Origin of the sequence: Pedobacter chinensis (assembly GCF_003339865.1) — a bacterium.
GTDB classification, from domain to species: domain Bacteria; phylum Bacteroidota; class Bacteroidia; order Sphingobacteriales; family Sphingobacteriaceae; genus Pedobacter; species Pedobacter chinensis.
Window position 1 is genome coordinate 90,561 of the sequence record NZ_QPKV01000013.1, and the last position, 26,487, is coordinate 117,047.

Below are 26,487 nucleotides of genomic sequence, written 5' to 3' on the forward strand. Positions count from 1 at the left end.
AGATGAGAAACTTAAAATATTACACATCGATTTCTGCATTGGCAATCAGTTTAATTGTGCAAAGCGATGTATTGGCTCAGGTTAAATCAAAACAGAAAACTTCTTTTCAGGTTTCTGCTCCCTGGAGTGCCGATTATGATGTTCGTTCTGATATTGCAATGGTTTACGGAATTAATGATGATGGCGGAAAATTCGAAGAGCGTGTAAAAGGTTATAGAGACAAGGGTTACGAAGTGCAGTTTATGACCGGAATTGCCTGGGGTCAGTATAAAGATTACTTTTTAGGCGAGTGGGATGGGAAAAATCATTTAGATGAAGGACAAATGATGCGAAATGGCGAAACCATTTGGCATGGAAAAAATGTTCCCTACATTGTTCCGACAGCCAATTTCCTGACCTATATGAAGAGTCATGTAAAACGTGCTATTGATGCCGGAGTTACAGCAATTTATCTGGAAGAACCAGAGTTCTGGGCTCGCGCAGGTTACAGTCAAACTTTTAAAGATGAGTGGCAGAAATATTATGGTTTTCCCTGGATGGCTCAACACGAATCACCAGAGGCAACATATCTTTCTTCAAAACTGAAATACCAACTTTATTTCAATGCCTTAAAAGAAGTTTTTACCTATGTTAAAACTTATAGCGAAAGCAAAGGCAAGCGGGTAAAATGTTTTGTGCCCACGCACTCGCTGATTAATTACTCATCGTGGCAAATTGTTAGTCCGGAAGCAAGTTTAGCCAATTTAGAAGGGATGGATGGTTATATCGCACAGGTGTGGACAGGAACATCCCGTGAACCTGTATTTTATAATGGATTAGAAAAAGAACGTGTATTCGAAAATGCATTTTTGGAATACGGTTCCATGGTTTCGATGACTGCTCCAACAGGTAGAAAAATTTATTTTCTTACCGATCCAATAGAAGATCGGGCAAGATCGTGGGATGATTACAAGGTTAATTACCAGGCAACTTTTACTGCAGAATTGTTATATCCAATGGTTGATAATTATGAAGTAATGCCCTGGCCAAACCGCATTTACAGGGGGCGGTTTCCTGTAGAAGGCATGAAAGAAAGACAACCTATTTCTCCGGCCTATGCCACACAAATGCAGGTAATGGTTAATTCTTTAAATCAAATGCCACTGTCAAAAAATAAGTTGAATGGAAGCCATGGAATAGGTGTTTTACTGGCAAACTCAATGATGTTTCAGCGTTTTCCAACCCACGAGGGTTATGATGATCCTCAATTATCCAACTTTTACGGAATGGCCATTCCATTGTTAAAGCAGGGCATTCCGGTAGAAACAGTCCATATGGAGAACCTGGCCAATAAAAACACTTTAAAAGACATTAAGGTGCTGATTATGAGTTATGCGAATATGAAACCTTTATCAGCAGATTTTCATCAGGAATTAGCCAAATGGGTAAAAGGCGGAGGCGTTTTACTTTATTATGGCAGAGATAACGATCCATTCCAAAATGTTAAAGAATGGTGGAATACCAATGGTAACTCATTCAAAGCACCATCGCAGCATTTATTCGGTTTGTTAGGTATTACCGAAAATGCAAATAGCAGTGCTTATGAAGTGGGCCAGGGCAAAGTTTATCTGGTGCGTAAAGATCCAAAAGAACTGATCATGAAAGAAAACGGCGATAAAGATTTTATGGCCATGCTTAAACAAGCTTATGAAAATGACGCAAAGGCGGGCGATCTTATTCTTAAAAACAATTTCGTTCTGGAACGTGGCCCTTTTGTAATCTCTGCTGTTTTGGATGAAAGCCAAAGCCAATCGCCTTTAACACTAAATGGAATTTTTATCGACCTGTTCGATCCAACACTTCCAATATTAAACACAAAAACAATTCAACCAGGTGCGCAAGCTTATTTGTTTGATGTAAACAAGGTTGAAAATAAAAATAAACCTCAGGTTTTAGCAGCTGCTGCAAGAGTTACGGATGAAATTTTAACCAAAAAATCTTATCAGTTTGTTGCAAAAAGCCCAGCCAAAACAAATAATATGATGCGAATCCTGTTATCGGCTAAACCAACAAAAATTACTGCCGGTACAGGTGGCAAAGAATTGCCGCTTTCTAAAAGTGATTGGGATGAAAAATCGAAAACACTTTTACTGGGCTTTGAAAATTTCAGCGAAGGTGTAAAGGTTAACATCAGCTGGTAAAAGCATAATGATAAATAAATTTTCAGTCTGAGCTTGTCGAAGACTTTTAATAATAAAATTTGATTTCCTTCAACATTATAGAACGAAAAAATAACCAAACACACACACAAATGAAACCTAAATTAATCGTCACCATTTTAATTTGCTTTGCTGCCAAAGGGTTATTGGCACAGCAAAAAGATTTGGTAAACTATGTAAACACGCTTCAGGGAACCAACTCCAAGCACGAACTTACCCGGGGAAATACTTATCCAACTACTGCCTTACCTTTTGGGATGCACACCTGGACCCCGCAAACGGGCAGAAATGGAGATGGCTGGAAATATCAATATTTTAAAGATAAAATCAGGGGATTTCAACAGGCTCATCAATGTAGTTCCTGGAGCAGAGATTATGCTGTTTTTTCATTAATGCCAATGGTAGATCAATTAATGGTTGATGAGAATCAACGTGAAACCAGATTTAGCCATGCAAATGAAATAGCCAAACCAAATTATTACAAGGTAAAACTTGATAATGAAATCACTACCGAGATTTCTCCATCAGAACGGGGTGCACATTTACGTTTCAGCTATCCTAAAGGCAAAAAGAGTTTTTTAATTCTTGATGGTTATACCCGGTTAAGTGGTGTTCAGATCTATCCTAAAGAAAATAAAATCACTGGCTATGTGAATAACGGCGAAGGATTCAAAAAAGGTTGGAAAAGCTATTTTGTGTTGAAATTTGATCAGCCAATTAAAGCTTTTGGTACCTGGGAAAACAAGAAAAATACCATTAATCCTGATTCTGTTACTGCTGATGGATTTGGAAAAGGTGCTTATGTGGAGTTTAAGGCTGGTGCAAAAGTTCAGGTAAAAACTGCATCATCGTATATTAGTTTGGAGCAGGCCGAATTAAACCTTAAAAGAGAGTTAGGTGCAGATAAAACATTAGAGCAAACCAAAGCTAAAGCAGCAGCGGTTTGGAACCAATCATTAGGAAAGATCGTGGTAGAAGGTGGGAGCCAGGCTGATATGGAAACTTTCTATTCATGCTTTTTTAGAGCAAGTTTATTTTCCAGAAAGTTTTATGAGATAGATGTTAATGGTAAACCACATTATTTCAGTCCTTATGATGGAACGGTTCACGCAGGTTATATGTATACCGATACTGGTTTTTGGGATACTTTTAGAGCACAATTCCCCCTAAACACATTGATTCAGCCAGAAATGCATGGTCGATATATGCAGGCCATGATTGAAGCTTATGAGCAATGTGGCTGGTTGCCTTCCTGGTCATTTCCAAGTGAGGCCGGAAGCATGATTGGAAATCATGCTATTTCGTTATTTACCGATGCCTGGGCAAAAGGAATACACACTTTCGATCCTAAGAAGGCATTGGAAGCTTATCTGCATGAAGCAACCAACAAAGGGCCCTGGGGGCCAGCAAATGGAAGAGATGGCTGGAAAGAATACTATCAATTAGGATACGTTCCCTATCCAAAATACAGAGAGGCAACCGCTAAAACTTTAGAATATGCCTATGATGATTATTGTGGATATGAATTGGCAAAAATGACGGGTAATCAATTTTACATGGACATCTTTAAGCGTCAAATGTATAATTACAAAAATGTTTACGATCCGGGAACCCGATTTATGAGAGGCAGAGATATAAATGGCAATTGGATTCCTGATTTCGATCCGATTGAATGGGGTGGACCATTTACAGAAGGAAATGCATGGCATTGGCAATGGTCTGTTTTTCAGGATACAAAAGGCCTGATCAACATGATGGGAGGGAATCAAAATTTCACAACTAAATTAGATTCCGTATTTTCGGAGCCAAATACGGTAAAAGTAGGTACTTATGGCGGAATGATTCATGAAATGACTGAAATGGTTATGGCGAATATGGGGCAATATGCTCATGGAAACCAACCCATTCAACATATGGTATATTTGTACAATTATGCCAATCAACCCTGGAAAGCACAATTTCATGCCCGCAACGTAATGAGTAAGTTATATGATGCAACAGAAAACGGCTATCCGGGAGATGAGGATCAGGGACAAACTTCATCATGGTATGTATTAAGTGCATTGGGTTTTTACAGTGTTACACCAGGTACGGGCGAATATGTTTTTGGTAGCCCAATGTTTAAAAAAATAACCATCAACTTAGAAAACGGTAAAAAATTTGTAATTGATGCGCCAGCTAACGACGCATCGAATGTTTATATAAAATCTGCAAGTCTAAATGGCAAAGCGTATACACGCAATTTTATTACACACCAGGATTTGGTTAATGGTGGAACATTAAAATTAGAAATGAGCAACAAACCTGAATTAAACAGAGGTTTGGCCGAAAGCGATAAGCCGTTTTCGTTAACAAAGTAGCTTAAAATCAGAGAAAAGAATTTTTACAGAAATATAGAGAAAGAATGGAAAAGCCTGTAGCATTAGGTGTAGATATTGGTGGTTCGCATATAACGGCCGCATTAATAAATTTAGAAACGAGATCACTGGTCAAAAATTCAATTAAACGTAGCGCCGTCAACTCGCAGGAAAGTAAGGAAGTAATTTTAAAGGCTTGGGTTAATATTATTAACGATGCATTCAACGGGATGCCAAATTCATCAAAATTGATTGGCATTGCTATGCCTGGTCCATTTGATTATGAAGAAGGCATTTCTTTAATCAAGGATCAGGATAAATTTAAATCGTTGTTTAACGTCAATGTAAAAGAAGAACTCGCTCAGCGTTTAGAAATACCATCAGAAAATATTCACTTTATTAATGATGCAGCAGGATTTTTGCAAGGAGAGGTTTTTGCTGGCGCAGCCAAAGGAAATGCAAATGTATTGGGCCTTACGCTCGGTACAGGTTTAGGTTCTTCTATTTGCGTAAATCACAAAGCTACTGATGCTGATTTATGGAATTCTGAATTTCTAAGTGGAATCGCTGAAGATTATTTATCAACACGTTGGTTTGTAAAAAGATATAATCAATTAAGCGGGAAAACGCTTGATGGGGTAAAAGAACTTGTTGCGGCTGTAAAAGTAGACCAGTTGGCAATTCAGGTATTTATGGAATTTGGGTATAATCTTGCCCAGTTTCTAATCCCGATCATTAATAAAAACAAAATTGATACTGTTATTATTGGTGGAAACATTGCTCAGGCTTTTAATGAATTTTCGCCCGAATTAATTGCCACTTTGAAAGGAAATGAAATTGACGCCAGCATTAAAATTTCTGAGTTAAAAGAACATGCTGCTTTAATTGGTGCTGCAAGTTGTTGCGATCTTAGTTTTAATGATTTTCCATCAGAGAAATAGACGACTTCAAAAATGTTATAAAGATTCAACTATTTACTAAAACGTTTTACATATTATCGTTATTTTGCAAACGATATTGATCCAGATAAACAAACATAGATTTATGAAAAAATCATCAATTTTAGCTTTTTTTGCATTCATTGCATTATTACCATTATCAAGAGTGTCAGCTCAGGAAACAATCAAACGAAAAGGTTATACTTTAACCTTCGAAAGCAACTTCAATGAGCTTGATCCTCAACTGAAAAAACGATTGATAGAAACATTTTTTGTGGTTTATCCCAAACTTTCAAAAGAGTACAATCCAAATACCCTTAAAACAGTCAAGTTCTTTATTGACACTGCCTACAAAGGTGTGGCTGCAACATCAAACGGAATCGTTACCTACAGCTCTTTATGGATGGTTAAACACCCTGAAGATATAGATGTGGTTACCCATGAGGTTATGCACATCGTTCAGGATTATGGTAACAGCGTTGGCCCGGGTTGGTTAACAGAAGGCATCGCAGATTATGCCCGTTATAAATTTGGAGTGGACAACCCTGGTGCCAAATGGGCATTACCTCCGCTAAAACCTGAACACCATTATAAAAATAGCTACAGAATTACGGCCCGGTTTTTCGCCTGGATAGAAAAGAATGTTAAACAGGGCACAATTAAAGCGGTTGACGCTTCATTAAGAGATCATACTTATAAACCAGAAATATGGACTAAGTTAACAGGTAAAGATTTAGATGGACTTTGGGCAGATTATGTAAATAATCCTGAACTTTAATTGCGATTTACACAAACTCAAACACATAAATAAATAAAAAATGAAACCATCATGATTTTCCGAACCACAAAGAAAGGATTAAAATCATGATAGCTTTATCACAGATAAAAACAAAAAAATTAATCGATGAAAAAATTATTTATCGCTCTGTTAAGCTTCGCAGCATCTGCTGGTTTTGCACAAACAGTTGGCAAAATTACCGATCCGGTAGATTGGATCAACCCTTTGATGGGAACACAATCCAAGCCTAGTTTATCAAATGGAAATACTTACCCTGCAATTGGTTTGCCTTGGGGAATGAATATGTGGACACCTCAAACCGGTAAAATGGGCGATGGATGGGCTTATACTTATGATGCTGATAAAATTCGCGGATTTAAGCAAACGCATCAACCTTCTCCGTGGATGAATGATTATGCTGCATTTTCCATTATGCCCGTTACGGGAAAATTAAGATTTACCGAAGATGAGCGTGCAAGCTGGTTTAGCCACAAAGCAGAGGTTTCCAAACCTTATTACTACAGTGTTTATTTAGCTGATGCTAATGTAACAACAGAAATTACACCAACGGAAAGAGCAGCTCAGTTTAGATTCACTTTCCCTAAAACGGATAGCTCATATGTTGTTGTGGATGCATTGGATAAAGGATCGTACATCAAAATTATTCCGGCAGAACGAAAAATTATCGGCTATACCACTAAATATGCCCGTGGTCCGCTACCCAAAAACTTTAAAAACTACTTTGTTATTTATTTTAACAAAGATTTTAAACTCGCTCAAACCTGGAATGGTAAAAAATTAAAAGACAATGAGCTGGAGTTGGAAAGCGACCATAGCGGTGCTATTGTTGGCTTCAAAACTTCAAAAGGCGAGCAGGTAACGGCTAAAGTTGCTTCATCTTTTATCAGTTTTGAACAAGCAGATCTAAACTTAAAAAGAGAGTTGGCTAACGATAGTTTTGATGCCACAAAAACAAAAGGAAGAGCAATCTGGAACAAAACATTGAGCAAAATTGCTGTAGAGGGTGGTACAATTGATCAGACACGTACATTTTATTCCTGCCTGTACCGTACTTTATTTTTCCCTAATAAATTATATGAACTCGATGCAAATAATAAAATTGTGCACTGGAGTCCATATAATGGAGAGATTCTACCTGGTTATATGTTTGCAGGAACCGGATTTTGGGATACTTTTAGGGCTTTATATCCTTTCTTAAACTTAGTTTATCCTTCTATTAATAAAGAAATGCAACAAGGATTAATTAACGATTACAAAGAAGGAGGATGGTTGCCAGAATGGAGTAGTCCGGGTTATGCAAATATTATGGTGGGTAATAACTCTGCATCGGTGGTTTCTGATGCTTACATTAAAGGTTTACGTGGTTACGATATTCAAACCCTTTGGGAAGCGCTGAAACACGGTGCCAATAATGAGGGGCCAATGGAGGCTGTTGGTCGTGATGGAGTTAAATACTACAATGAATTGGGTTATGTGCCTTTCGATGTAAAGAAAAACGAAAATGCTGCTAAAACTTTAGAATATGCTTATGATGATTTCACGATTTATCAGCTGGGAAGAGCTTTGGGTAAGCCAGCTTCAGAAATCGACATCTACAAAAAAAGAGCAATGAATTATAAAAACCTTTTTGATCCGGCTTCTGGGTTAATGAGGGGTAAAAATCAGGATGGTACTTTCCAAAGCCCTTTTAGTCCTTTTAAATGGGGTGGTGCATTTACCGAAGGGAATAGCTGGCATTACACATGGTCGGTATTTCAGGATATTGATGGATTGGCAAAATTGATGGGTGGCCACGATAAATTTGTAACTAAACTCGATTCGGTTTTCTCTATGCCGCCAATTTTTGATGAAAGCGCTTATGGCGGGGTAATCCATGAAATTAGAGAGATGCAAATTGCCAATATGGGGCAGTATGCTCATGGAAATCAGCCAATTCAGCACATGATTTATCTGTACAATTATGGTGGTGCACCTTATAAAACCCAATACTGGGTAAGAGAAACCATGAACAGAATGTATAAAGCTACGCCTGATGGTTATTGTGGAGATGAAGACAACGGGCAAACTTCAGCCTGGTATATTTTCTCTGCAATGGGTTTTTATCCGGTAACGCCAGCTACAGATCAGTATGTTTTAGGTGCACCTTTATTTAAGAAAGTAACCTTAACATTGGAAAATGGAAAATCGGTTGTGATTAATGCTGCGGCAAATAGTGATAGCAATCGTTATGTACAATCGCTTCAAATGAATGGCAAACCCTATTCAAAAAACTGGATTAGCCATAGTGGTTTACAAAAAGGAGCGGTGTTTAACTTTAATATGTCTTCAACTCCAAATAAGACAAGAGGCGCTAACCCTGCTGATTTCCCTTATTCGTTATCAACAGAAAAATAAAAAATCGGACTGCAACTTGCTACTTACAGTCCGATTTTAACCCAAAATAAGATCAAAAAAGAAATGGGGATTCCACTTAATTGCAGAATCCCCATCATCTAAATTAACGCTCTCAATTATATAAACGCTATAAATGGAAATTATTGCATGATGCAATAATTTTTTTGTTTTAGGTTTTTATTACCCTTTTACCCTCCAAGGTTGGCGACTCACCAACCTTTTTATCCGTTAATAATATTTGACTGATGATTTGTTCGGTGCATTACATAACAGGGGGATGGGTGTTTTATCTTAATTTCCTAACTTTACCTTCATGGAAACGAATAACCAGGATGCCGAAAAATTAGCAGCCGCCATTGAAGCGGTAAAGTTGGTAAAAGATGGATACATTGTAGGTTTAGGTACCGGGAGTACTGCTACATTCGCCATCAAAGAACTGGGTAAAATGGTACAGCAGGGATTAAAAATCAAAGCAGCAGCCAGCTCAATACAAACTGAAGCACTGGCCAGATCTTTTGGCATTGAAATAATTGATATGGGAATACTGTCTTCCATTGATATCAGTATTGATGGTGCAGATGAATTTACAGAATCCCTTGAACTAATTAAAGGTGGCGGAGGTGCACTTTTCCGCGAGAAAATAATGGCTTCATTAAGCAAAAAAACAATAGTCGTTACCGATGCATCTAAAAAAGTTGAACAGCTTGGTGCGTTTACAGTTCCTGTTGAGGTTGTTCCTCTCGCTTATCAATATGTATTTGAGCAAATAATTAAACTTGGTGGCAAAGGAATGAGACGGATCAAAAATGACAAAACTTTTGTTACCGATAATGGTAACTTCATTATTGATGCAGATTTTGGATTAATTCGCAAACCTGTTCAGCTAGCCAGTGAGTTAAACCAAATTGATGGATTGCTTGCACATGGTTTATTTATAAATCTAACATCAAAAGTAATCATGAGCCAGGGCAGTGAAATAATCGTTTTTGAGTAGATTTTACCGGGAAATTTTAACCTGTTAAAAAAGTTCAAATATTTTAACCGACAGTTTTATCTCACTTACCGATAATTTAAACTTATTCGGAGAAAACTCATTCCATAACTTCCAGATCCATGATACATTTGAATATAAATACAAACGGTCATGGAAACTTTAATCAAAAAAAATCAGGCAGAAAAACAATTAGGTTTAGGAATTTTAATTGTTGTAATCGGTTCAGTTTTCTTATTAAGAAACTCAGGCATTGATATTCCACGCTGGATTTTAAGCTGGCACACTATTATGTTAGGTGCCGGTTTATGGATTGGTTATCGCAGGAACTTCCAGGGCGGGGGTTGGTTAGCCCTTACCATTATTGGCGCAATTTTTACCCTTAAACATATCGTTGTTTTCGACTTCGAATTATCAAGGATTACCACGGCATTGGTATTAATCGCCCTTGGTTTATATGTAATACTAAAACCAAAAAAGGTAACAACTTTCAAAAATTATGGGCAGGCCAATCAATCTGATTTTAAAGATTTGAATTCATAAAAATTCTTAACTCCATCATATATCAGAAAGGGACATTATTTGAATTGTCCCTTTTTTTGCATTAACGCTTTTCAGAAAAAAATTTCAAAAAAGAAACGGGGATTCCACCATTATAGGCAGTATCCCCGTCATCTAAATTAACGCTCTCGCATACATAAACGCTGAGAATGGAAAATATTGTATGGAGTTTAATTTTTTTTAAAAAAAATTAAACCTGTAATACCGGTACTTCTTTATGATACTTATTTCGATACTCAATAGGCGTTAAACCGGTAATCTTTTTAAAAACATCTCTAAAGGATTTATTATCGGTATAACCAACATCAAACATCACTTCAGTGATGTTTTTCCGGCTGGATTCAAAACTTCTTTTTGCGGCCTCTACCTTAACCCTTTGAATATATTCAATTACTGTGTTTTTCGTTGCACTTTTAAAACGACGCTCGAAACTTCTTCTACCCAGCGCAAGCATATCTGCTAACTGGTCAACAGTGATTTTTTCCTGATAATTTCCGTCAATAAATTCTTGAGCCAGTTTAATTTTAGCATCTTCATGTCCTTTCTGACCTTGAAACATCATAAATGCAAGCTGACTTTCCCGGTCAATATCGATAGCGAAATATTTTGCGGCCAAAATGGCGGTATCTCTGTCTGTGTATTTCTCCACCAGATATAAAAGCAGGTTCCAATAAGAATTAGCACCACCACTGGAATACAAACCCTGTGAATCGGTAATAATGCTACCATCAACTAAGTCAACTTCCGGAAACATTTCTCTAAATTGATTGGCGAATAACCAATGGGTAGAACATTTCCTGCCATTTAACAAACCAGTAGAAGCAAGTAAAAAGGCGCCCATACATAAAGAAGCAACTTCTGAGCCTTTAGCATGATGTTTCACAATCCAGGGCAATAATTCCTTATTCTTCTCCAATGCATTATCCACATTGCCACTTATTGCAGGGATAAAAATCAGGTCGGTTTGATTAATATCCTGCAGGAGCTTATCTGCATGTACCGAGAACAAACTGTTATTCAACTTCACTTCTTTTGATGCAGCAACGAGTTCAACTTTAAACAACGGTTGTTTGCGCGAAGCCTGCAAAAATTCATTTACAGCAGTAAATAAATACCTTGGATCTGCAATAGCCTCAATAACTGCCGTTTCAGGAACTAAGATGGATATGTGTTTCATCTGTTTGTTTTTTGTCTTTGGTTATCAGTAGGTTGTTCAAAAAAAGTAAATCTCCTTGATAGTTATATTAGCACTGCTATCATTCCGAATCAATTGGAGATAACGACTGAACGATATTTTTCAACATCCTTATTTGAACAAAGATAATGATGGTGTTTGTCGTAAACAACCCCTGCGATTGTCGTTTCTACATGTTTATGCAATTAGTTTATGCCTGTATGTTTGTATGGTTAATCATTTAGCAGCATGGAAACATATATTTTTGAGCATGATATTGAGGTGCTATGTGTTACAGCAGTTTCATTTCCAAACGGGGTATTAAAAGCGCATCAGCAACTTCATGCTTTGTTGCCAGATATAAAACAACGAAGAATTTTTGGAATAAGCAGCCCGGATCAAAATGGGGGAATTATCTATAAAGCTGCTGCAGAAATATTAAATTCAGAAGAGGCTGATCAATCAGGCCAGGAAACCTTTGTTATTAAAAAGGGAACATATATCTCAATATTGATCAAAAATTTCATGGATGATGTTTCAAAGATTGGTAAAACATTTGAAAAGCTGATCAAACAACCCAATATTGATCCTGAAGGTTATTATCTGGAAGATTATATCAATGAAACCGATGTGCGGTGTATGGTGAGGATTAAAAACAAAAAAATAAATTGACTTATATAAATTCATATTTAACCTTTAACGGTAACTGTAGAGAGGCGATGAACTTTTATCGCGATTGCCTGGGCGGAGAACTAATCTTTCAAAGTATTGGAGAATCACCCATGGCAAAAAATATGCCTTTGATCATGTCTGATAAGATATTACATGCTGTACTTACCTCAGAAAACATTGTCATTATGGGGACTGATATGGTAGAAGAAAAAGGATTAATCAAGGGGAACTCGGTATCACTGATGTTAAACTGTGATAGTGAAGAGGATACTAAAATTTATTACGAGAAGCTTTCATCTGGCGGAAAAGCAACCCACCCGCTGCAAAAAACATTTTGGGGTTCGATATTTGGCAATTTAGTTGACAGATTTGGAAATAACTGGCTAATCAATTACGATAAAATATATAAATGAAATCTTAAAACCAATTTTAATGGTAACCAACAAATTTTACATGGTTAATGATTATGGATGGTTTTTATGAAATTGTTGATCGGTGAAAAAGACATGAAATTGTTAAAAATAGTTAAAACTAAACAGGTAGTTGATTTAAAGCTTTTTAAAAAACAATTATTGTTAACTTTGAGTCTTGTGAATTAACCAAACAACTCACAAAACTTATGATGAAGAGAAGTATTTTATTTGTAATTGCATTACTATTTACCACAACCACATTTTCCCAAAACGTTATCCAGTTATTTAATGGAGCAAACGATTTTTTTAAACTTTTACAGGAAGAAAAGTTTACTGATGCACATGCATTTTTCGATGATACCTTAAAAACAAAACTAACTGAAGATAACTTAAAAAAACTTTGGTTAGATATCGGCACTAAATTCGGCAAGGCAGAATCTTTTGATGCAATTCAAAGTAAAGCACAAGGAGAATTTTTTGCGGTTACCGTTGAAGGCAAATTTGCTAACGGAGATCAGAATTTTATTTTGGGGTTTGATAAAGCGCAAAAAATAGTGGGCATTTTCCTCGCTCCACCAAAAAGTACTGTTGCATATGCTAAACCAGTTTATGCAGATACCAACCTATATAGTGAAAAACAAGTATATGTCGGTCCTGCCGGAAGGCAGTTGGCCGCCATTGTTACTACACCGAAAAATATTAAAAACTTCCCTATGGTGGTTTTTGTGCACGGCTCTGGGCCGGGCGATATGGACGAAACTGTAGGCGCAAATAAACCATTTAAAGATCTGGCAGACGGATTAGCCTCAAAAGGCATTGGTTCTATTCGCTATGTAAAAAGAACATTGGTTTATCCAAATGAATTTGCAAATCCATTTACGGTAAAGGAAGAGGTTCTGGATGATGCGGCTTCAGCAATTGGTATGGCAAAAACTGTTACTGGTGCCGATCCAAAGAGCGTTTATGTTTTTGGCCATAGCTTAGGGGGTATGCTGGCACCTAAAATAGCAACAAATTCGCCAGATTTGGCAGGCATTATTTTAGCGGCCGCTCCAGCCAGAAAGCTTAGTGATATCATCATTGATCAAAACAAATACATGTTTGATTTATCCAAAGATACTACTGCAGAAAACAGAAAACATTTAGACGATGCCGTAACACAAATTAACAAAAGCAGAATTACTCAACTAGGTACAACCATAAAACCAGATTCTTTAATTTTAGGCTTGCCTGCAAAATATTGGGCAGATTTGAATGCTTATAATCAGGTAACCACGGCTAAAAACTTATCTAAAAAGATTTATGTTCTTCAAGGCGGAAACGATTTTCAAGTCAGTAAAACCGATTATGATCTTTGGAATACGGCACTGGGGAAGAAAAAAAATGTAACACTAAAATTCTATCCTGAATTAAATCATTTATTGAGTCCGCAAACAGAAAAAGGAAGCATGGCTCAATACCAAACACCGATCAGTGTTTCTGAAACCCTGGTTAATGATTTATCGCTTTGGATCAAAGGAAAATAGAAAAATTGGTTTATTAAAAAATAAAAGCTCTGGGCAAAACCCAGGGCTTTTATTTTTTGTTTGAATAGTTCCGGATTTTATATCTTTAAAGAACGAAACAACTAAATGACAACGCTATATTCAGAGCAAGATAGATTCAACTCCTTAGTCGAGGCATCACCAATGCCAACTGCGATTTATAAAGGAGAGGATATGGTTATTAGCAGTGCTAACCAGGCAATGCTGGATTTATGGGGTAAAAATGACAGTATAATTGGCAAACCACTTAGAGAAGGTGTGCCTGAACTGGAGAACCAATCTTTTTCAGGGATTTTAAAAAAAGTTTATCATACCGGCGAGAGCTACTATGCCGAAGAGGCTCAGGTTGATTTAGTGGTTGATGGGGTTTTGCAAACTTTCTATTTTACGTTTACCTGCAAACCTTTAAAAAATGAGCGTGGAGAAACTTTTGCCATCATCAATACAGCAGCCCATTTAACGGAACTGGTAATGGCAAGAAAACAAATTGCCGAAACCCAGGAGCGTTTGTTTTTTGCATTGAGCGCTGCTGATATCGGAACCTGGGATCTTGATCCGATCAATAACAAAGTGAACTGGGATGCCCGCTGTAGAGAGCTTTTTGGCTTTGCCAAAGAAGGTGATATCAAGTATGAGGAGGTTTTAAGCTGTATACATCCTGATGATAAATCATTTGTAAATGAAGCTGTTCTTAGCGCAATTGATTCAAAAACCGAAGGACAGTACGATATAAAATACAGAACCTTAAGCAAGGAAAACAACGTATTGAGATGGGTTCATTGTAAAGGAAAGGCCTATTTTAATGAGGAGGGCATTGCCTATCGATTTGCCGGAAGCGCCCAGGATATTACCAATGAAATGGCAGCGCGCAGGCGTGAGCAACAATTGATAACCTTAATTAATAATAATGCCGATCACATGACTGTTGCCGATATGGAAGGCAATATCATTTATATGAACAAAGCATCACGATTAATGCTTGGGGTAGATTTAAATGCCGATGTTACACAATTAAGCGCTAAAGATTTTTATACACGAGAAGAACTGGATCGTGTACAAAATCATATCATTAAAGAAATTGATGTTATTAAAGGTTGGCAAGGCAATATAACCCTGCTTAATTACAAAACAAAGGAATCCATTCCATGCAGAGTTAGCTATTTACTAATTAAAGATCCTGTTACTGATGAAATTATCGGCAGAGGTGCCACAGCCAGAGATTTAAGACCCGAACTTAGAGCAAAGGCCGAATTGGAAAAACTTGCTGCAATTGTGGATAGCAGCGAAGATTTTTGTAATTATTGCGATATTAACGGAAACACCGTATACATCAATCCATCAGGAATTGAGCTGATTGGCATTAATGAAAATCATATTTTAAGTAGTAATTTATTCAGTTATCACAGTACCGCATCTAATGATAAAATAAAAAATGAGATTTTTCCCATTCTTTTTTCTGAAGGAAGATGGTCTGGAGAACTGGAATTAATTCATCAGAAGACAAAAGAGATTATCCCTATTCATAAACAGTTGTATATGATCAGGGAGGAAATCACCAATGCGCCGGTTGCCATTGCAGGTATAGCCAGAGATTTGCGACCTGAACTGAATATCAGAAAAATTCTTGCCGATAAAAACGCTGCTTTACAAAATGCAGTTCACGAACTGGAGTTTTTGGCCAATACCGTTCCATCAGTAGTGTGGACAAGTAAATCTGACGGGAATCTGGATTACATCAACCAACGTTGGTTTGATCAAACCGGGAAAAGTGATGAGGAAACATTGGGAGCCCGATGGGCAGAAAATGTTCACCCTGCAGATGCCCCTTACGCATTAAAGGCTTGGAAGCACTCTCTGGAAACGGGCGAACCTTACGAAATTGAGTTTAGATGTCTGGATAAATTTGGCAATTACCGTTGGTACCTGGTTAGGGCTATGCCTTTAAAAGATTCGAATGGAAATATTGTTAAATGGTATGGTACAAACAATGATGTGCATCATCAAAAAGAACTGGAAAAGCAAAAAGATAACTTTTTAGGGATTGCCAGCCACGAGCTTAAAACACCTGTAACAAGTTTAAAAGCTTATGCTCAGGTATTGGAATCGATGTTTAAGCGTTCTGGTGATTTCAAAAATGCAGATCTTTTAAGTAAGATGAATAAACAGGTAGATCGCTTAACAAAATTAATAAGCGATTTGCTTGATGTAACCAAGATCAATTCTGGCCGTTTGCAATTTAATAATACCGAATTCGATTTTAATGAGATGGTTGAAGAAGTGGTTGAAGATGTTCAAAGAACCTCTTTCAGGCACATCATTAAAAAAGATTTGCACTTTAACAAAATGGTTTTTGGAGATAGGGATCGGATTTGTCAGGTAATCACTAACCTGCTAACTAATGCTGTTAAGTATTCGCCTGAGGCAAATCAGGTTATCATTTATACTGAAAATGATCACGATAATGTGAAAGTTTGTGTTCAGGATTATGGTATTGGAATAAGTCCGGCACTTCAGGATCAGGTTTTTGAACAATTCTATCGTGTTAGTGGTAGTAAAGAGCATACTTTTCCAGGTTTAGGTCTGGGACTTTATATTTCTTCAGAAATTGTTAAGCGTCTCGGCGGTAAAATCTGGGTAAATTCTGTTGAAGGGAAGGGTTCAACTTTTGGCTTTTCTATTCCGGTATTGAAGGATTAATCATACCTAAATCTATTTTACAGCATTGGCATCACAACAAAATACAAACAATTCAAAAACTAAGCGGTTTAAGATTTAGAACTTATCATCTTATTCTACTTATGGCAAAGCAAAAAATAACGTTAAAAGGCATTTGGTGCGTTTTAAAAGCATCATTTACAGGATTCAGCGATCATAAAGTTACCAAATTGAGTGGTTCGCTCGCTTACTACACTGTTTTTTCTATGGCACCACTGTTGGTGGTTATTATTTCTTTGTGTGGTATTTTTTTAGGCAGAGAAATAGCCGAAGGAAAAGTTTATGATCAAATGGAAGGTTTTCTGGGCAGGGAATCGGCAAGCTCTCTACAACAATTAATTAAAAATGCTTATTTGGATGGAAAGGGAACCATTGCACTGATTATTGGTATAGTAACCTTATTAATTGGTTCAACCACCATTTTTGGAGATATTCAGGATTCCATCAATACCATTTGGGGTTTAAAACCGAAGCCAAAACGCGGCTGGGTAAAAATGCTCCAGAATCGGTTTCTTTCTTTCTCGGTAATTATAAGTCTGGGATTTGTATTGCTGGTTTCATTAGCAGTAACGGCGCTTTTAGATACTTTCAGCCAAAGTTTACAGGCTCGTTTTGCCGATGTATCGTACTATGTTTTTTATGTGATTAACCAGGTAGTAACATTAGCGGTTATCTCTTTAATTTTTGCTGTTATTTTTAAGGTGCTGCCCGATGCCATTATAAAATGGAAAGATGTTTTTGCAGGAGCTGTAGTAACAGCCATACTTTTTATGATCGGGAAATTTGCTATCTCTGTTTATATAGGACAAAGTGATGTTGGTGGAACTTATGGTGCAACAGGCTCATTGGTGGTGGTATTGCTTTGGACTTATTATTCTTCTATCATTTTATATTTTGGGGCTGAATTTACAAAAGCTTATGCCATTGCTTATGGATCAGAAATTTATCCTTCTCATTATGCAGTAACAACTAAAGAAGTCGAAGTAGAAACAGGAAATAAATCCATTCAGGATAATCACCCTGAATTAAAGGAACAGGTTAAAGAAGAAGGAGGGGAGTAATTGTTGATCAGTCTTAACTTACGAAGCTTCAATCTGCAATGGACCAGGGAAATTTCGATAGTTTTAAAACCTTGTCATTGTGAATTGAAGAAATGACTTGAGAGTTGGAGTGGAGTATTCTTTTCCCCAACCCGCAATCCAGGGGCACTTTGTAGGTAACCACCTAAGGCATTTAAGGACATCTGATCTATATTTCTATATGGCAAAAACTTGAGGCTTGAGTGCTATGTTTTGAGTTGATCGCTGTCTTTCCGCGTAAAAGCCAGATTGCTCCGTCTGTTGAAGAGTCCGGTATGATGGATCAGACTGAAGGAGTTTCCCCAACCCGCAATCCAGGGGAACTTTGTGTGTAAACCACCTCAGACATTTAAGAGCACCTCAGCTATCTGATCTATATTTCCATATGGCAGAAACTTAAGGCTTGAGTGTTATGTTTTGAGTTGATCGCTGTTTTCGCGTAAAACCCAGATTCCTCCATCTGTTGAAGAGTCCGGATGGATCAGACTGAAGGAGTTTCCCTAATCCGCTACCCATCTCAATTTCGTAAGTCGGTTTCAACCTTACTAGCAAAGTTTTAAAACACATATGAGTTTACTATTTACCTGAAGGAACAACAATGTAAATCGTCCCATCGGGACGTATGATGGGTAACAAGGGATCATGACCATGGCGTTTCGTTCTGTAGGAACGTTTGATGGGTTTTAGCTTTGATTATAATAAACTATGGAAATTGAAGGATGAGAATTTCAAAGCATAACCGTTATTCTCCCCAAACAGTAATAACCAATCTTCTTTGTCCGCCATGATTTCGGTGTTCACAAAGATAAATGCCCTGCCAGGTTCCCAGGGCTAAACGCCCATTTCTGATCGGTATAGATACAGAATTACCTAAAAGTGCTGATTTTAAATGCGCAGGCATATCATCCGATCCTTCGTAATCATGTTTATAATCAGGATCATTTTCGCGAACAGTTTTATTGAAAAACATTTCAAAATCAACACGAACTGTAGGATCGGCATTTTCATTGATGGTTAGAGATGCAGAAGTATGCAGAATAAACACCTGACAAATTCCAATTCCGATTTCAGCAATTTCTGGTAAAGCATCCTCTATTTCATCGGTAATGATATGGAATCCTCTTCTTCGTGCACTAAGTGATATGGTTTGCTGATATATTTTCATCCTCAAAATTACTTAACAATCCAACCAATTTGTGAATTTTCATCACTGATGAGTTGATAATTATTAAAGCTGCCTAATACATTAACGGTTTGCCCCGCTTTTAAATTAAGTTTAACAGGAGCTAAGCTATCGGGTTGATCATATGCCTTTTGCTGCAACTCATTTAACTTAAGCCTTTGTAATGGTTTGGTGGTTTGTACCAGTTGATTGCTGTTTACATAACCAATATTCCCATCTGGCAATTCGGCTTTGTAATAATTTCCAGTCGCCGAATTAATGTTGATTATCGTTCCTGAAGCCAGGGTAGAAAGTACAGAGCCCTTGTTTTCCGGAGATTTGTATAAGTTAACGCTGGATGATGTTCGTAAAGTTTTATTTAAATTGGAAACTGATGCACTGATATTAACGGGTGTTTTTGTTATGGGATCAATAAAAGGAAGTGGATTTATGGCTCCGCCGAAAGTATAAATTCCAAAATGGAGATGGGTAGGTGTACTTTTGGCATTCCCTGTATTTCCCATTAATCCTAATGTATCACCAATTTTTACGTCCTGCCCTTCGGTAGCTATTTGTTCATCTAAATGTGCATAATATAATGTGTAATCTTTTCCTTTTGGCCTTAACCAAACCACTTTTCCACCTAAGTTATTTTCATTTACCCGCGTAACAGTTCCATTGGCAATGGCCAGAACAGGACTTCTAAAGCTACCGAAGATATCTATACCTTCATGTTTTCTGGCGTCATTGTCGCGTCCATCGCCCCAATAACTTTTAATGCTATTACTGCTTTTTGATTGTGTTGGAAACGCTAATGATGGTCCGGAAGTGATTTCCAGGGTATATTCTACATTCTGTAGAAGTTCAGGTTGTAATCTGATCATATAATTTCCGGTGTAATCAATCTCTTGCTGAACAGGTGTGTTCAACGTGTCAGCTGATGCAATTAATTTTGGATTATTAATATCCGGCAAATACCACAGATCGAGATAAAGCGCAGTTCCCGCAGGATTTTTAATTAGGTTAATGATAATTTTCTGTCCTTTGGTTGCAGTAAATTTATAGGCTGCAGCAGGAATTTTATCAGCAGCGAAATAACCCGTTTCTTTGTATGGAATGGTAATCGTTAATGCTTTTTGTATGCTTGCTGATGCCGCATTAATCCAGGCGGCGCCCATTGCCGTTTTATCTAAACCAGCGGTTTCCAGTTTTCTTTTGTATTGCTCATGCGGACTAGCCGCCTTAAATAAATTTATTGAACCCGATTTACAAGAATAAAAGGCTAAGGCTATAAAGGAGATGAAAAGTAATGGTAAAAAACGTATCCGCATGTTATTGATCTATAACTGTTAAACAAATAATTTAAGCACAAGTTTTACTCCGTTATCATTTCCAACACTACCTTTCTCAAGCATACTTTCCAAAATCTATTTATACTGTTTCCACTGAAAAGGAGATGATGATTTCATTTTTGTGCTTTTTTAAGATCTGCTGATCTTATAAGCGGTTACTTTATTCGGCAGTGTCAAACATTAATCCATTCAACTTGTTGTTCTCTTAACTACCCAATATATAAGATTATAATTTACTATGGAAAATCAAGAAAAAACAGTAGAGGTTTTGAACGACCTTATTGAGATTAACAATGACAGAGCAGATGGATTTGATAAAGCATCAAAAGATTTAAAGGATGAGAATATTGACTTAAAAGCTACTTTTGATAAACTTTCATCAGATAGCAGAACCAATGTAACTGAACTTGCCGGCCTTGTAGGCAGAAATGGTGAAACTCCTGATACCGGTAATACCGTTCTTGGTACTCTTCACAGAGCATGGATTGATATTAAAGCAAGTTTTGGAGGTGATGATCGCCACAGTATTCTGGCAGAATGCGAGCGCGGAGAGGATGCCATCAAAAAGGCTTATAAAGATGCATTGCAGGAAAATGACCTTGGAGAAGAGGTTAGATCCGTTCTGCTAAAACAGCAAGAAGGTATAATTGCCAGTCATGATGCTATCAAAGCATTGAGAGATGCGCATAAATCATTATAAAGATTTCAAGTATTTAATTGAAGCTGTCTGAAAGTCAATCCGTTACCCTCGATCAAGTTGAGTATGAGGTTAAATGAGGCTTTAAGACAGCTTTTTTATGTGATAAATTTGAGGATGATAGAGCATTATGAATTTTGCGATAAGCTATGTCTTTTGAAAGATAAAGAATGTTTTATGTAGGGAAGTATAAAAGAAGTATAAAATTGGTAAATATTTAATATCACATTAAAGGAATAAATCAAATCCTTGTTTTTGTAGCGTTATTGCCACTGAGCTCGTTTAAATAAGAAATAATAACGCTATGAAAAAATTATTACTACCTCTTTTAGCCATTTTGTGCATCTTTTATCTATCCTGTAAAAAAGGAAATGACGGTCCCGGAGAAATTTATGGTAAATGGAAACTTACTGAAACCCTGATGGACCCTGGTGATGGGAGTGGCAAATACCAGAAAGTAAAAGGTAAAGATCAATATCTTATTTTGGAAAAATCGGGTAAGATAGAGGGAGATGTCTTAGCAGAATTCTCTACCTTTAAGATTTTGGATAGCGTAAGAATTGAAATTAAAGCTAAGAGCAATAATCAGGCGCTTACTTATTATTATAAGGTTTCTGCAAAATCATTAACGCTTAATCCTCCATGTATTGAAGGTTGTGGGCTTCGGTTTGAAAGAAATTAATGATGTAAATTTTTAACGTTAAGGATTATCGTTTAGTCCTATCTGACTTGCAACGGTTAAGTTTTTTTATGGGATGATTCATTTCTAAGATTGATATCATGCAATTTCGACTAAGCTTTTTTGAAACTATTGAATACTGCGGCAGTAACGAGTCCGCCGATAAGATACCACGCTACGGTAAGTACTTTGGTTTTATCTGTTTTCGTTACAGGTTCATCATCCAGCCCCATTTTGTCTGGCAGTTTAATGGCACCTAATCCTGCCGTCAAACCCGCAACCGCCCCTTTAAGGTAGATGTTTTTTTTCCCTGCCATGCCAATGGCACTATAATATATGCCGTTACTGAGTATATCGCCAACCAAAGTTACAGCATAGAGATTATTGCCTGTTGGTGCTTGCAGGTTTAGGCTATTCATGGTGCGGGTAACTGCTTCTTCGCCCAATAAATCAACTCTCGGTGCATCAGGATCAAACCGTCGAACAGTTTCATGTAATATGTTCAAGGCTGCGGCACCTGCAAAACCAGCCAGTATTGCTTTTAGAATTTTCATTATGATAAGTTTTTAAATGGTATTGAAGTCATCAGGAAATGGCTCACTATTGCTTGTGAGCTTTATACCGTTATGCTTTCCTATCTTTAAAAGCTTAGCAATTGATAATTTGTTTTAAATAAAGTTAAAATTAAGGTATTAAACATTCGTTCCTTGCATGAACTCGCTTGGGTTTTTACCAAAATGCTTTTTAAACTCCAGGCTAAAATATTTTCTATCGTTGAAACCCACTGCATAGGCCACTTCAGCAATGTTTCCGGCATTTTGTTTAAGCAATTGCGCAGCTCTTTTTATCCTTAACGACTTAATAAAATCGTTTACAGAAAGATCGGTAAGGGCCCTAATCTTTTTATAAAGTACAGGTTGACTCATCCCGATTGCCGATGATAGAGTAGGTACATCAAATTCAGGATCAGCCATGTGATCTTCAATGATTTGAATGATTTTATTCAAGAAATTTTGCTCTGTTGAATTGATTACCATGTTTTTGGGCTCTAACGTGATTACCTGAGCAAATTTTCGTTTAATGGTTTCGCGGGCATTTAAAAGGTTGTGAATGTTTAACTCCAGAATTTTCAGGTTAAATGGTTTCATTATATAGGCATCGGCGCCGTTTTCAAAACCATTGATCTGGTGAACATAAGCTGACCTTGCGGTTAATAAAATAACCGGAATGTGACTGGTTCTTTCATCCGTTTTTAGTTTGCGGCATAGTTCCAATCCATCCATAACCGGCATCATTACATCGCTGATAATGAGATCCGGAATAAGTTCAGTTGCACTTTCCAATCCTTTTAATCCATTTTCACTTTCATAAATATTATAAGTTTCTTTTATTGAATCTTTAATGAAAGCACGTACATCATTGTTATCTTCCACTAATAAAATGTTATATTTTCTCTTCTTCTGGTCAGGCTGCTCATTAACGCCAGTAAGTTGATTTTTAGAGGCTTCAGGCAAATTATAATTTATGGCATCATCATAATAAACATAATCGGTAATAAAATCTGATGGATTAAAATGGGCTTTCCCCGTTTTCAAACTTACCATAAAGCAGGTTGAGCCATTTTGATTCTGGCTTACCGGAGTACTTTTAAATGTAATTTTGCCATGATGTAACTCCACAATGCTTTTTGAAAAAGATAATCCTAAACCTGTTCCAATGGTGGTGTTGGCATTGGCCTGGTAAAAATTATTAAATAAGTTGGATTGATTTTCTAAAGGGATTCCATTACCGTTATCGCAAATTTGAAGGATTGCCAATTGTTCGGTCAGGGTAATTTCCAAACTGATTTTTCCTCCATTTGGTGTAAATTTGAAGGCGTTTGAAAGCAGATTAAACAATACTTTTTCCATCTGCACTTTATCGAAATACAGTTCAATTTCTTCCTTTTCAGATTTGAAAATATAATCAATTTCCTTTGAGAGCGCCATATTTTGAAAGGCGATAAAAATTTCCTTGCAAAACTTAACAAGATTACCAGGGCTTACATTAAGTTTCATTTTACCACTTTCTGCCTTTCTGAAATCGAGTAATTCGGTCACTAAGTTCATTAAACGATCTGCATTGTTTTTAATGGGCTGTAGATCGCGATTTAATGAAGGATTATCTTTTGCATTTTCCATGAGTTTCTCTAACGGACCAACAATTAAGGTTAATGGTGTGCGAATCTCATGAGAAATATTAGTGAAAAATTCAAGCTTATGCTCGTTAATTTCCTTTTCCTTGGTTAGTACAGCCCTGATTAATAAATACCTGACAACAATAAACAGAATAGCAGATAAAACGCAGAAATAAAACAAATAGGCCCACCAGGTTCTGTAAAAAGGTGGATTTACCACAATGGTTATTTGCCGAACGTTAGCACTATAAATACCATCGTTATTTATTCCTTTAACTAAAAAAGTATAACTGCCGGAAGGTAAATTGGTATAACTGGCTGTAGATGTGTTTACATAATTCCAGTTTTTTTCAAAACCATCCAGTTTATAGGCATAACGGTTTTTTTCTGGTTTGATAAAGTTTAACAATGCAAAACTCAGACTAAAAGTATTCTGATCGCTTGCAAAAATAAGCTTATCCTTTAAACTCACATTTTGATCAAGCAGGCCGTCTTCTCCGTTAATTTTAACGGGTTTATTGTGTAGTTTTAGTTCTGTTATGACCAATTTTGAAGCCTTGTTGTTACTCTGTATGTGATCAGGAAAAAAGCTGATAAAACCATTATATCCCCCAAAAAACATCTCTCCGGTACTGCTTTTAAAAAAGGCATTTGCATTAAACTCATTCCCGGGGAGGCCATCAGCCACAGTATAATTTTTAAAGGTTTTATTTTTCCGGTCAAACATTGATAAGCCATTCGCCGTACTAATCCAGAGATTGTCTTTCTCATCTTCCAGAATGCCGAGTATATTGTTGTTAGGTAAGCCATTTTTAACAGTGTAAACAATGGTATTATTCTTTTTTTGATCATAAAGAACCAAGCCATTGTTGTATGTGCCGATATAAATCTCTTTGTTTTTGGTTTCGGTAATACAGTTTATATAATAACTTATGGGTTGCATTGATTGAGGATCGAGAATGGAATAAAATTGCCTGCGCGCTTCATCGTAAATAAAAAAACCATTGGTTGTTCCAAAGTAGGTTCTATAACCACTTACCATTAATGCTTTTACTTTTGCTGATGCTGAAAAAGATGGAGGAAGATTAAACTTATAAAATGTGGTTTTTTCAGGATTAGAAATTTTTATGCCATTACGCTGTGTAGCCACAATTAAATGATGTGTTTTATCTTCAACTATTGCAGTGATCTCATCAGGTACATCCTCATTCTGACTACTGAAATTAAAGCTTTTAAAAGTTTTAGTTTTAACATCGTACACATTTAAGCCTCCTGAATGTGTACCAATCCAAAGTTTTCCATCATGTGCCAGGTATACTTTTTTAACCAGATTAGATCTCAAAGTATTTGAATTTCCGGTATTTTGAAAAGCAGTAAACCGCTGATTTGCCCTGTCAAAGTAATTTACGCCGCCACCTTCTGTTCCAATCCATAAGTTTTTGTTTTCATCTTCCGCAAAGCCACTGATCACATTGTTGTTAATGCTTGATCTGCTCCGGCTTCTGTTATAAATGGTAAATGCAGTGGTGTATGGATAATTAATATTGATCCCGCCAAAATATGTTCCAACCCAAATGGAGCCATTTTGATCTTTATACAACCGATGAACCGAATTTTGATTTAAACTTCTTTTGTTATCGGGATCAAATTGGAGATTTTTACAGCTAAAGTTTTGCGTATCCATTATGCTGATCCCATCGAGCGTGCCAACCCATAATTTGCCTGCATCATCTACCACCATATTTCTAAGGGTATTGCTTATGATGGAATTTTGATCGAGTGCTGTATGTTTAAAGTGCTTAAAATTTTGAGTGGCTGGAATGAACAGGTTTAATCCTTTGCTTTGTGTACTGATCCATATCTGGTGGTTACGATCTTCAATAATATTGGTGATGTAATTTTCGCTGATATCTGCAGCATTGCCATGGTTTTGGAAAACAGTGGTTTTATATTTTCCGTTTTCTGCAGTCATTTTTAATAACCCATTGGAAGTACCCACCCAGATATTTCCTTCATGATCTTCCATCACGGAACGAACATTATGATAAGGGCCATTACCTGTTTTTGTGTTGAAGAATTTTTTGATGTCTGAAAGATTGCCGTCTTTTAAAAGATTTAATCCATTCAGAGTGCCAATCCAGATGTTCCCTTTTTTATCTTCGGTAAAGCAATTAATCACATGGCTGCTGATGCCTTTTGGGTTTTTCGTTTGTGTGATAACACGCTCAAATGCATCGCCTTTTTCGTTATAAAGGTTTAAGCCAACACTTGTTCCTATCCAAAGATTTTTTCTGGAATCAGAAAATAAGCAGGTAATATAATTATTGGAGATTGAGGTGCTATCAGTTTCTGAATATTGATAAACCTTAATGTTATATCCGTCATAACGGTTCAAACCGTAGCGTGTACCAAACCACATAAAGCCATTGCCATCTTGAGTAATGGAAAGTACGGAAGTTTGAGAAAGTCCTTTTTCTATTCCAAGGTGATCAAAAAGTACAGGTTGTTGTGATTTTGCCGAAAAAATAAATCCTAAAAACAAAATTGCACTAAGCAAATATTTTAGGGAATTTAAAAGCATAGCAA

General features: G+C 36.8%; 19 protein-coding genes. 14 read left to right on the forward strand and 5 right to left on the reverse strand.

The genetic code is table 11. From position 1 onward, the window contains the following. Positions 1-2: 2 nt before the first annotated feature. From DU508_RS21355 to DU508_RS21385, 7 genes are all read left to right on the forward strand, one after another. The gene (locus tag DU508_RS21355; protein WP_115404693.1) at positions 3-2,180 is read left to right on the forward strand and encodes a hypothetical protein; all 2,178 of its coding nucleotides are present in this window, start codon (positions 3-5) and stop codon (positions 2,178-2,180) included. A 110-nt stretch (positions 2,181-2,290) separates the two neighbouring features. Beyond that, on the forward strand, positions 2,291-4,558 hold the full coding sequence (locus DU508_RS21360) for a GH92 family glycosyl hydrolase (RefSeq protein WP_115404694.1): 2,268 nt from the start codon (positions 2,291-2,293) through the stop codon (positions 4,556-4,558). Between the two features lie 44 nt (positions 4,559-4,602). Beyond that, complete coding sequence (locus DU508_RS21365) at positions 4,603-5,496, forward strand: ROK family protein (RefSeq protein ID WP_115404695.1); 894 nt, start codon at positions 4,603-4,605, stop codon at positions 5,494-5,496. Between the two features lie 103 nt (positions 5,497-5,599). Beyond that, complete coding sequence (locus DU508_RS21370) at positions 5,600-6,271, forward strand: basic secretory protein-like protein (RefSeq protein WP_115404696.1); 672 nt, start codon at positions 5,600-5,602, stop codon at positions 6,269-6,271. Positions 6,272-6,397: 126 nt separating this feature from the next. Beyond that, a complete protein-coding gene (locus DU508_RS21375) occupies positions 6,398-8,686 on the forward strand; it encodes a GH92 family glycosyl hydrolase (RefSeq protein ID WP_115404697.1) in 2,289 nt (762 codons plus the stop codon). Between the two features lie 313 nt (positions 8,687-8,999). Further along, positions 9,000-9,680 (forward strand): ribose-5-phosphate isomerase RpiA, encoded by a 681-nt coding sequence (gene rpiA, locus DU508_RS21380; RefSeq protein ID WP_115404698.1) that lies wholly within the window; start codon positions 9,000-9,002, stop codon positions 9,678-9,680. A 150-nt stretch (positions 9,681-9,830) separates the two neighbouring features. Further along, a complete protein-coding gene (locus DU508_RS21385) occupies positions 9,831-10,220 on the forward strand; it encodes a LiaF transmembrane domain-containing protein (RefSeq protein WP_115404699.1) in 390 nt (129 codons plus the stop codon). Positions 10,221-10,428: 208 nt separating this feature from the next. Here the strand turns inward: DU508_RS21385 and DU508_RS21390 are convergent, their stop codons facing one another. Next, a complete protein-coding gene (locus DU508_RS21390) occupies positions 10,429-11,415 on the reverse strand; it encodes a GlxA family transcriptional regulator (protein WP_115404700.1) in 987 nt (328 codons plus the stop codon). Between the two features lie 246 nt (positions 11,416-11,661). Between DU508_RS21390 and DU508_RS21395 the strand changes: the two genes are divergently transcribed. The 5 genes from DU508_RS21395 (at position 11,662) to DU508_RS21415 (ending at position 17,817) form a co-directional block, all read left to right on the forward strand. After that, entirely contained in the window at positions 11,662-12,084 is a 423-nt protein-coding gene (locus tag DU508_RS21395; protein ID WP_115404701.1) for a transcriptional regulator, read from the forward strand. Beyond that, positions 12,081-12,497: a VOC family protein gene (locus DU508_RS21400; RefSeq protein ID WP_115404702.1), complete on the forward strand. Its 417-nt coding sequence runs from the start codon at positions 12,081-12,083 to the stop codon at positions 12,495-12,497. Before DU508_RS21395 ends, DU508_RS21400 begins: the two co-directional genes overlap by 4 nt. Before the next feature lie 206 nt (positions 12,498-12,703). Next, a complete protein-coding gene (locus tag DU508_RS21405) occupies positions 12,704-14,023 on the forward strand; it encodes an alpha/beta hydrolase (RefSeq protein WP_233509696.1) in 1,320 nt (439 codons plus the stop codon). 105 nt (positions 14,024-14,128) lie between these two features. Beyond that, positions 14,129-16,738: a PAS domain-containing protein gene (locus tag DU508_RS21410; RefSeq protein WP_115404703.1), complete on the forward strand. Its 2,610-nt coding sequence runs from the start codon at positions 14,129-14,131 to the stop codon at positions 16,736-16,738. A 101-nt stretch (positions 16,739-16,839) separates the two neighbouring features. Then, entirely contained in the window at positions 16,840-17,817 is a 978-nt protein-coding gene (locus tag DU508_RS21415) for a YihY/virulence factor BrkB family protein (RefSeq protein ID WP_115404704.1), read from the forward strand. Between the two features lie 760 nt (positions 17,818-18,577). Here the strand turns inward: DU508_RS21415 and DU508_RS21420 are convergent. Together DU508_RS21420 and DU508_RS21425 are read right to left on the reverse strand one after the other, a co-directional pair. Next, positions 18,578-19,000 (reverse strand): secondary thiamine-phosphate synthase enzyme YjbQ, encoded by a 423-nt coding sequence (locus tag DU508_RS21420; RefSeq protein ID WP_115404705.1) that lies wholly within the window; start codon positions 18,998-19,000, stop codon positions 18,578-18,580. A gap of 8 nt (positions 19,001-19,008) precedes the next feature. Beyond that, the gene (locus tag DU508_RS21425; RefSeq protein ID WP_115404706.1) at positions 19,009-20,328 is read right to left on the reverse strand and encodes a M23 family metallopeptidase; all 1,320 of its coding nucleotides are present in this window, start codon (positions 20,326-20,328) and stop codon (positions 19,009-19,011) included. Positions 20,329-20,587: 259 nt separating this feature from the next. Between DU508_RS21425 and DU508_RS21430 the strand changes: the two genes are divergently transcribed. Both DU508_RS21430 and DU508_RS21435 read left to right on the forward strand, forming a co-directional pair. Beyond that, a complete protein-coding gene (locus tag DU508_RS21430) occupies positions 20,588-21,049 on the forward strand; it encodes a PA2169 family four-helix-bundle protein (protein WP_115404707.1) in 462 nt (153 codons plus the stop codon). Positions 21,050-21,350: 301 nt separating this feature from the next. Next, positions 21,351-21,728 carry a hypothetical protein gene (locus DU508_RS21435; RefSeq protein ID WP_115404708.1) on the forward strand — a complete coding sequence of 126 codons (378 nt, stop codon included), beginning with the start codon at positions 21,351-21,353 and terminating at the stop codon, positions 21,726-21,728. A gap of 110 nt (positions 21,729-21,838) precedes the next feature. Here the strand turns inward: DU508_RS21435 and DU508_RS21440 are convergent, their stop codons facing one another. Then, positions 21,839-22,279, reverse strand: coding sequence for a hypothetical protein (locus tag DU508_RS21440; protein ID WP_115404709.1), 441 nt, complete (start codon positions 22,277-22,279; stop codon positions 21,839-21,841). A 138-nt stretch (positions 22,280-22,417) separates the two neighbouring features. Continuing rightward, positions 22,418-26,482, reverse strand: coding sequence for a hybrid sensor histidine kinase/response regulator transcription factor (locus DU508_RS21445; protein WP_115404710.1), 4,065 nt, complete (start codon positions 26,480-26,482; stop codon positions 22,418-22,420). Positions 26,483-26,487 lie beyond the last annotated feature (5 nt).